At 58.7% G+C, this 7,414-nt stretch carries 7 protein-coding genes and 2 pseudogenes; 4 read left to right on the forward strand and 5 right to left on the reverse strand.

Annotation, left to right across the window (positions count from 1 at the left end):
* Positions 1-459 (forward strand): annotated as a pseudogene (locus tag NP534_RS24460) (hypothetical protein); the annotation flags it as partial.
* A gap of 392 nt (positions 460-851) precedes the next feature.
* Here the strand turns inward: NP534_RS24460 and NP534_RS24465 are convergent.
* On the reverse strand, positions 852-1,304 hold the full coding sequence (locus NP534_RS24465; RefSeq protein WP_274100421.1) for a DEAD/DEAH box helicase: 453 nt from the start codon (positions 1,302-1,304) through the stop codon (positions 852-854).
* Complete coding sequence (locus tag NP534_RS24470) at positions 1,277-1,633, reverse strand: hypothetical protein (RefSeq protein WP_274100422.1); 357 nt, start codon at positions 1,631-1,633, stop codon at positions 1,277-1,279. Before NP534_RS24470 ends, NP534_RS24465 begins: the two co-directional genes overlap by 28 nt.
* 697 nt (positions 1,634-2,330) lie before the next feature.
* Here NP534_RS24470 and NP534_RS24475 point away from each other — a divergent pair.
* Positions 2,331-2,594: pseudogene (locus NP534_RS24475) on the forward strand (type II toxin-antitoxin system HipA family toxin); the annotation flags it as partial.
* 275 nt (positions 2,595-2,869) lie between these two features.
* Here NP534_RS24475 and NP534_RS24480 read toward each other — a convergent pair.
* Together NP534_RS24480 and NP534_RS24485 are read right to left on the reverse strand one after the other, a co-directional pair.
* Positions 2,870-3,331 carry a type II toxin-antitoxin system YhaV family toxin gene (locus tag NP534_RS24480; protein WP_156859478.1) on the reverse strand — a complete coding sequence of 154 codons (462 nt, stop codon included), beginning with the start codon at positions 3,329-3,331 and terminating at the stop codon, positions 2,870-2,872.
* On the reverse strand, positions 3,331-3,648 hold the full coding sequence (locus tag NP534_RS24485) for a type II toxin-antitoxin system PrlF family antitoxin (protein WP_110607479.1): 318 nt from the start codon (positions 3,646-3,648) through the stop codon (positions 3,331-3,333). Before NP534_RS24485 ends, NP534_RS24480 begins: the two co-directional genes overlap by 1 nt.
* A 438-nt stretch (positions 3,649-4,086) precedes the next feature.
* Between NP534_RS24485 and NP534_RS24490 the strand changes: the two genes are divergently transcribed.
* Positions 4,087-5,121: a tetratricopeptide repeat protein gene (locus NP534_RS24490; protein WP_274100423.1), complete on the forward strand. Its 1,035-nt coding sequence runs from the start codon at positions 4,087-4,089 to the stop codon at positions 5,119-5,121.
* 110 nt (positions 5,122-5,231) lie between these two features.
* Here NP534_RS24490 and NP534_RS24495 read toward each other — a convergent pair whose 3' ends face one another.
* Positions 5,232-6,146: a LysR family transcriptional regulator gene (locus NP534_RS24495; protein WP_033698396.1), complete on the reverse strand. Its 915-nt coding sequence runs from the start codon at positions 6,144-6,146 to the stop codon at positions 5,232-5,234.
* 204 nt (positions 6,147-6,350) lie between these two features.
* On the opposite strand from NP534_RS24495, the gene NP534_RS24500 reads away from it, so the two are divergent.
* A complete protein-coding gene (locus tag NP534_RS24500) occupies positions 6,351-7,376 on the forward strand; it encodes a zinc-dependent alcohol dehydrogenase family protein (protein WP_274100424.1) in 1,026 nt (341 codons plus the stop codon).
* Positions 7,377-7,414: the final 38 nt, after the last annotated feature.

The raw sequence follows: 7,414 nt of genomic DNA on the forward strand, positions 1-7,414 counted from the left end.
TCTGCCCTGCCGGACTTGATGGCGGCATACGGCCGTCTCTGCGCTTATATCTGCATCTATATTGAGCGCGTCACAGGCGGCGGTTCAGTGGACCATATGCTACCCAAGTCTTATGCGTGGCAGGATGTTTATGAGTGGCAGAACTATCGTTTGGCCTGCACCCTGATGAATGCCCGCAAAAATAACTATCAGGATGTACTCGACCCTTTCGAGGTTGAGGATGGGTGGTTTCGTCTTGAACTGGTCAGCTATCAGGTCATACCAGGCGAAGGCCTTGATCCAATGATCGAGGCGCGGGTGCTCGCCACTATCGAGCGCCTGAAACTGAACGATCACGATTGTTTGAAGGTTCGTGAGGAGTACGCAACCGCATTGTTCGATGGTGACATCACATTGGACTATTTGCGTCGGCGCGCGCCGTTTTTGGCAAGGGAGATCGAAGGGCAGTTGGGGGCCTAAACGCTGCAAGAGATCCTCGGTTGCTGTACAGGGCTCGTCAGGCTCGGTGGGCCTTCCAGCATAGTCAGCGGCAGAAGATGCACCCGGGTCCAAATGTGGGTAGCAACGCCGCCAGCAAGGTAACCATCAACCTGATTACGCCCCCCGAAGCGCTGGCGGCCAGCCGTGCCAAATGCAGCCCTGCCTCCCTTACTGCGAAAAATAGCGCTGGACTGTATCGAGATACCAGTCAACGAAGTCGATGACCTTTTTCTCGTCTGTTGCCTTCTCGAGGGGTGACGGAACGGGTACCCATTGAGGGTACCTTCAACCCAACATTCGAGTCTGCGTCCACTGCGAGTCCATCATAAAGCTGGAGAGGGACTGCGACGAGAATGAACACTCAAGCCACCTCAATCCCCCGTCCCAGCGAGTAGTGCCAACAAGGCGTCGGCATCCAGCTTTGCGCTCACTTCACCACCTTCCAGCAGGCTGTCGGCCAAGTCCCTTTTGCGAGCGTGCAAGCCGACGATCTGCTCCTCGATGCTGTTCTCGGCGACCAGCCGGTAAATGGTCACCGGGCGCTGCTGACCCATGCGATAGGCGCGGCCACTGGCCTGGTCCTCCACCGCCGGGTTCCACCAAGGATCAAGATGGATTACATAGTCAGCAGCGGTCAGGTTCAGGCCACTGCCGCCGGCCTTCAGGCTGATGAGGAAGATCTCACCTGAACCCGCTTGGAAGGCATTCACTCGGCGCTCCCGTTCTTTGGTGGGTACGCTGCCATCGAGGTACTGGTAGGCGATACGCTTTTCCGCGAGCAGGGTGCGGACGATGCTCAAATGGTCAACGTACTGGCTGAACACCAAGGCCTTGTGGCCATTAACCGCAGGGCACCATCGGCCGCCCCCAGCAGACTCAGCAGCACACTGTTGCGCCGCTGTGCAGCCACGGCGAAGTACCGCCCTTCGTTACGCTGCTCCACGTCGACCCAGCCTTGGTCCTGCAGCAATTGCAGCAGGCTGGCCAACGTAGCGGCATCAAGCAGCTTGCCACCCGAGTCACAGATACCCATGGTTCTCAGCTGTTTGAGCAGCGAAGTTCGCCCCTTGCCAGGGAACGCCGTCGCCAGGGCATAGAGCAGGCCCCTGCAGTTATCGGGCAGAGCGTCTGGGCAGAGCAGTTGAAGAGACATCCTGGGCCCCGTTGGAGCGGTTGGGCGTTTGTACGTATGCCGATTCAGAGGCTGTCCGGGTCGCCGAAAAACATTTGACTGGGCTCTAGTACGGTAATTTCAGGAAAGGGCGGGAGTGTACTTCAGACACAGACCGGACGGGAAATGCCGGGTTGCCATAGGGGTCGTCTACCGGAAAAGAGCTCCAACCTCAGGTGTCGGGGCGCATTGGCCTTTCATTGTCGGCCCCATGCGCTAGCCTGATCACGCAGGCATAGGCGCATGGCGCGCCAGAAGAGCCCAAAGGGCCGATTGTTCGCGTTGACCGTGGAGCTAAGGGATGGGGCGTCGTACCGACAAGAAGGACCTGGGTTGGCAACTGAAGGCTTGGTGGTGTGTGGCGGTGTTGATCACCCTGGTGCTCGGCCCGTCGGGCTTTGCGTTAGCTGCTCAGGAAGCCGGCCAGGCACCCAGGCCTGTGACCGAGTCCGAAGGTTACGTGGCTACCACGACATGCCTTGGCTGCCATGTCACGCAGGCCAAAGCATGGAAAGATTCAGATCACGGCTGGGCCATGCGCGATGCCACCGAGGCCAATGTCCTGGGCAATTTCAAGCGGGCATCGTTCGACGAGGCCGGGGTTACGGCACGCTTCTTCCGCAAGCAGGGTGGTTTTTTCGTCAATACCGAAGGTGAAGACGGTAAACCGGCAGATTGGTATCACCAGATGGATGTGATGGGGGAAGCCCTGTCGATTTCCCGCACGCAAATGCTTCGGCTTGCCGAGGAAGCCGAGGTGCCCCCGGACGCTGCAGGAAGAGTGATTGACGGCATTTGTGATGTAGCGAGCCGGTTTGCAACCATCGCCGAGAACCTATACCCACAGGTTATTACTCAAGACACCTTGCGCACGATCCAAGACCGCATCGATCAGAACGTCGCTCGGTTACACCACGGTCACGCGGGCAGCGGTCGCCGTTAAAGAGCGGGAGGAGCGGGTGATTCACAACGGCGGTTTGGGAGCAGCAGCGTGGGATTTTTCGAGATCAGCTAAACAGCCCGCTCGACGACGCCTAGAGACTCTCAGGGTCGCCAAAGAACATTTGGAGATCCATATAAATCAAAAGGTTATGAATAGAGAATTGGTTTTGTACCCCCAGATGTACCCTTTTTTGCAGCAGCTACGAGTGGATTACAGTGGACGCACCGAGGGGAGGGCCGGTGTCAAATGTGCAATCCCTCACCCGGTCGCGCAACTTATGCTTTGGGCTCGTCCCAGTCGCTACGCGTCGCAGCAGTCAGCGCATCCCAGTCATCAGGAGGGTTACCGCGGCCCAGCATCTTCTCGAATACGGCGTAGGGATCGGATTTGCTGCCTGCGGACCGTAGGGTATTTTCGTCGTTGACCCATGCATAGACGATGACCTTGGACCTCGAGTCGTAGCGAAAGAACAGCCGAAAGCGCCTGCCGATTTTTGCACGGCGCCAATGTCGGTAGGCGGTGCCCAGCGTATTGCCTTGGCGGAACTCATCACGGCCCGGATCGGCAGGTACAGCCTCCATGATCAGATGGCTCAATGCCCGGAACAGCTTGACGTTGGCGTTGCTCTCAAAACCTTGCGGGTCGTTCTGCTCGGCCCGGGCGGCGGCTTCTTGCAATTTGCGTAGCTGTAAAGTCACACCTTCATGGAACAACAGTGTCCAGCCATGTCGCAGCATCAGATCGCGACCTCACCATCGATATCTTCGTCCAGATTCACGGAGTGGTTTGCGTTGGCGAGCATGGTTTGCGCCAAGTCTTCCGGCAAAGTGGTGAGGTTGCGGCCGCCTCGGATATCAGCCTCCAGCAAACCCAGGAACGCACCGATGGCAGGGTCTTCGTGGGTGGTTTCTACGCGGCTGACGACGATTTCACCCCCGCGTACGTCGAATGCGATCTTGCCACCAGTGTCTATGCCCAAAAGCTGGCGAACGGATTTGGGCAGTGTGACCTGTCCTTTCGAGGTTAGCGTTGCGATTTCGTGGATGGCAGGCATGGGCGTTCTCCCGGATGTATTGATTGAATCGTAAGGAATAATCCTTACTTGGTCAATCTTGGTTTTCTGCTGATTAAGCATAAGCAGGATGAAAGCTCGGAAGCACCGCAGCATGAGTTACACCATCCCTTAGGACACGATAGGAGCTTTTACGGCGCCGCGAGTTTTGAGTCTGACGCGGATTGATCCACAAATGGTTGGTTATATATCCAGTCCTTTCGCAATCTCAGACGATTTGAACCAAAATTGTCCTCAATCTTGTTTACCGCTCCCCATTATTCAGGCTAATTTGCGGCAGTGCTGGCAGAGTGCTGCTATCGGTCGTCCTTCGACTAGTCCTCGCATGCGCGCACCGCTGCTCAGCTGGTACCTACCCTTAATCAGGGCGGGATCATTGATCGTGCGCAGCAACCGCATGAGGATTCTGCGGTTTCGTGTTTGTGGGAAGTAAACCTTGAGCTTTTGCACCACCAGGGCAAGGCATTGCGCCGTTGCGGCAGATTGCATGAGGCTCTGACCTGCTTTCAAAAGCTTCTGGAGATTCGGCCCGAATGGCATGCGACTTGTCTGCAGATTGCGCATATGGGAACACAAAAGGAAGCCGATGACCCAATCAAAATGGCGGGAGCACATGCGATGCAAACCCTCGTCGACCGAGTTATCGAAGCTCCGTGGGATTTGCCATTGCGGGTCTCGTTGGCGTCCGTCGCGCGACTCCGGTCTTACAGGAAAGTCGCCAACGAGACGGTGAGCAATACCGAGCAGGTTCGGGCTCTCGCAGACGTGATTGCTCTGTCGGCTCTAGAGGGACTAGACCAATTTTATGAAGCCTACCTGTCCTTCACCTCGATTTTTGCATATCAGCACCCGGAGATTTGCGTGGCGCTGGCTGAGGGATTACCGGAGATTCTCGCGACACCCCCTGAGTTGGTTGATAAGGGCCAATGGAGTAGCGCGTGCGAGTCGCTTGGTAATACTGCAGCAGCTGCCGGCAGTGCAGGCAAGACTGATTTGCGCGACCGAATCACGGCGGCGGGCGTTGCATTTGCCACGGCTCTGGGGAGCAAGCCTGGAATCAGGAGCTTTGACGCACGCGCAGTAGCCAAAATGCTCCTTTTCGCAAGGATGCCGGCGGAGGCGCTGGATGTAATCATGAAGATTCCGAGTGAAGCCCTCAACAGGGACCATTGGCTCCTATACCGCAAGGCTGAAGCAGAATTGGGAGTTCATAAGCTGGAGGATGGACTGAGCACCGCTGAACGTGCTCTTGCGCTTGCTAGAGATGATAAGAAAGGGCTTGAGCGAATCGCTAGTTATTATGAGTTGCTCAGTAAATGTCACGAAGCGTTGGGTGCGACAGACGCTGCGATCGCGCAAACGGAGGCAGCGCTTGAGTCGTGCCAGGCCGGGAAGTATAGGAACGCGTTGTCGGGGAGGTTGGAAGAGCTGAAACGGCGAGCAAGCACTCACTGACCGAGGATTTAGAATCGCCTCGGGCGTTCTCAAACGCCTGCATTTGGCCGATTTCTGCCGATGGCCAAAGGCAGCAATCGGCCGACTTCAGTCGGTCGAGGACGAAGCCCCTAAAGACTGTCAGGGTCGCCAAAGAACATCTGTATCCGCGACCGCAACCACCGCTCCGCCGGGTCGTTATCCTGCGCCCCTCGCCAAGCCATGTGCAGCTCGAAACTGCGCACTTCAATCGGCAGATCTTCCGCCCGCAAGCCCCCCGCAGCCGTCAGTGCATCCGCCGTGTAGTCCGGTACCGTGGCAACGATATCGGTCCCCGCCAGCAAACTCCCCAGCCCGTTGAACTGCGGCACCGCAAGCACCACGTGGCGCTTGCGGTCAATTTCTTCGAGCGCTTCATCGATGAACCCGGACAGGTCGCCGGCGAACGACACCAACGCATGCGGCCGGGCGCAGAAGTCATCCAGGGTGATGCTGCCAGGCACGCTGTCGGCACGCAGCAGTTTCGGCTTGCTGCGGCGCAGCACCTTGCGCTTGGCGTTGGCGGGCAGCTCGCTGGTGTAGCTGACCCCCACCGAGATTTCGCCCGAGGCCAGCAAGGTAGGCATCAGCAGGTAATTGACCCGGCGCACCACCAACACGATACCCGGCGCTTCGGCGCGGATACGCTTGAGCAGTTGCGGCAGCAGGGCGAATTCGGCGTCGTCCGACAGGCCGATGCGGAACACCGCATTGCTGGTGGCCGGGTTAAACTCGGCGGCGCGGCTGACGGCAGTGGAGATAGAGTCCAGCGCCGGAGAGAGCAGGGCGAAGATCTCATGCGCTCGCGCCGAAGGCTCCATGCTGCGGCCGGTGCGCACGAACAACGGGTCGTCGAACAGGTTGCGCAGGCGCGACAGGGCCGCGCTGATGGCCGGCTGGCCAAGAAACAGTTTTTCGGCGGCACGCGTCACGCTGCGCTCATGCATCAGCGTTTCGAACACGATCAGCAGGTTGAGGTCTACACGACGCAGGTCGTTTCGATTCATCGGTGCGCTTCGTCTAAAGTGGGGCAGGGGTGAATCTTAAGGCCAAAGGCTGTTACCCTGCACCGATTTCCGGGTGCCAATTCATAGGAATGTCAGGTGCCCAATCGATGACAAGCATGTCGACTATTAATGACCACTGATGGTCTAACGGCCAAAGCCCGGATAAAGTCCGTGGTATTAGAGGTTCACAAGGCGAGGTATGCGATGTCCCGCATGATCCGATTCCACAAGTTCGGCGCTGCCGATGTGCTCCGTTGCGAGGAGCAGGCCGAACCGTCGCCCGCCGCCGACGAGGTGCAGATCCGCGTCGAGGCAATCGGCGTCAGCTGGTATGACGTGCTCTGGCGTCAGAACCTGGCTCCCTCCCAGGCCCGCCTGCCGGCGGGGATCGGTCATGAAATGGCCGGGGTGGTGACGGCTGTCGGCGAAGCGGTCGAGGACATTGCGGTGGGCGACCGGGTCGCCAGCTTCCCGGCCACCAGCGCCAATGATCACCCGGTATACGGCGACGTGATCGTGCTGCCACGCACGGCAATCACCCGGTATCCGGATATCCTCACGCCGATCGAAGCCAGCGTGCACTACACGCCGCTGCTGATCGCCTATTTCGCCTATGTCGACCTGGCCCGCGCCAAGGCCGGGCAGACGGCGCTGGTCACCGATGCCAGCCACTGCGCAGGGCCTGCGTTCGTGCAACTGGGCAAGGCCCTGGGACTGAAAGTGTTAGCCGCCACCAAGGCGCCCGAGCAACGCGAGTACTTGCTGGGGCTGGGGGCGGACAAAGTGATCGTCACCGAGGAGCAGGACCTGCTGCTGCAGATCGGCAAGTACACCGACGGTCGCGGCGTGGACATGGTCCTCGATGGCATGGGTGGGCCGCAGATGTCGCTGCTCGGCGATGTCCTGGCACCCCGAGGCAGCCTGGTGCTGTATGGCCTGCAAGGTGGCAACCAGACGCCATTCCCGGCTTGTGCGGCGTTCCAGAAGAACATCCAGTTCTATGTGCACTGCATCGGTAACTTTACCGGCAAACCGGAACTGGGCATCAGCCAGGACCAGGTCGCGCTGCAGCGTGCCTTGCGCGATATCAACCAGTTCACCGCCGACCAGCTGCTGACGCCGCAGATCATCAAGGTGTATCCGTTCGATCAGGTGGTCGAGGCGCATCGGTATATGGATGAATGCCCTTGCGGGGGGCGGGTGGTGCTGGATATGGCGCAGCCTGCGTGATCTGACATTGATGACAACAGGAACCCGGGCACAGTCCC

It is taken from the genome of Pseudomonas sp. 39004, from assembly GCF_028682155.1.
GTDB lineage: Bacteria > Pseudomonadota > Gammaproteobacteria > Pseudomonadales > Pseudomonadaceae > Aquipseudomonas > Aquipseudomonas capeferrum.

Excerpts from the sequence above, each read along its gene's own strand:
- NP534_RS24480 (WP_156859478.1), bottom strand. The coding sequence starts at position 3,331 with ATGCTGCGACATGGCTGGACACTGTTGTTCCATGAAGGTGTGACTTTA.
- NP534_RS24470 (WP_274100422.1), bottom strand. The coding sequence starts at position 1,633 with ATGTCTCTTCAACTGCTCTGCCCAGACGCTCTGCCCGATAACTGCAGG.
- NP534_RS24500 (WP_274100424.1), top strand. The coding sequence starts at position 6,351 with ATGTCCCGCATGATCCGATTCCACAAGTTCGGCGCTGCCGATGTGCTC.
- NP534_RS24495 (WP_033698396.1), bottom strand. The coding sequence starts at position 6,146 with ATGAATCGAAACGACCTGCGTCGTGTAGACCTCAACCTGCTGATCGTG.
- NP534_RS24485 (WP_110607479.1), bottom strand. The coding sequence starts at position 3,648 with ATGCCTGCCATCCACGAAATCGCAACGCTAACCTCGAAAGGACAGGTC.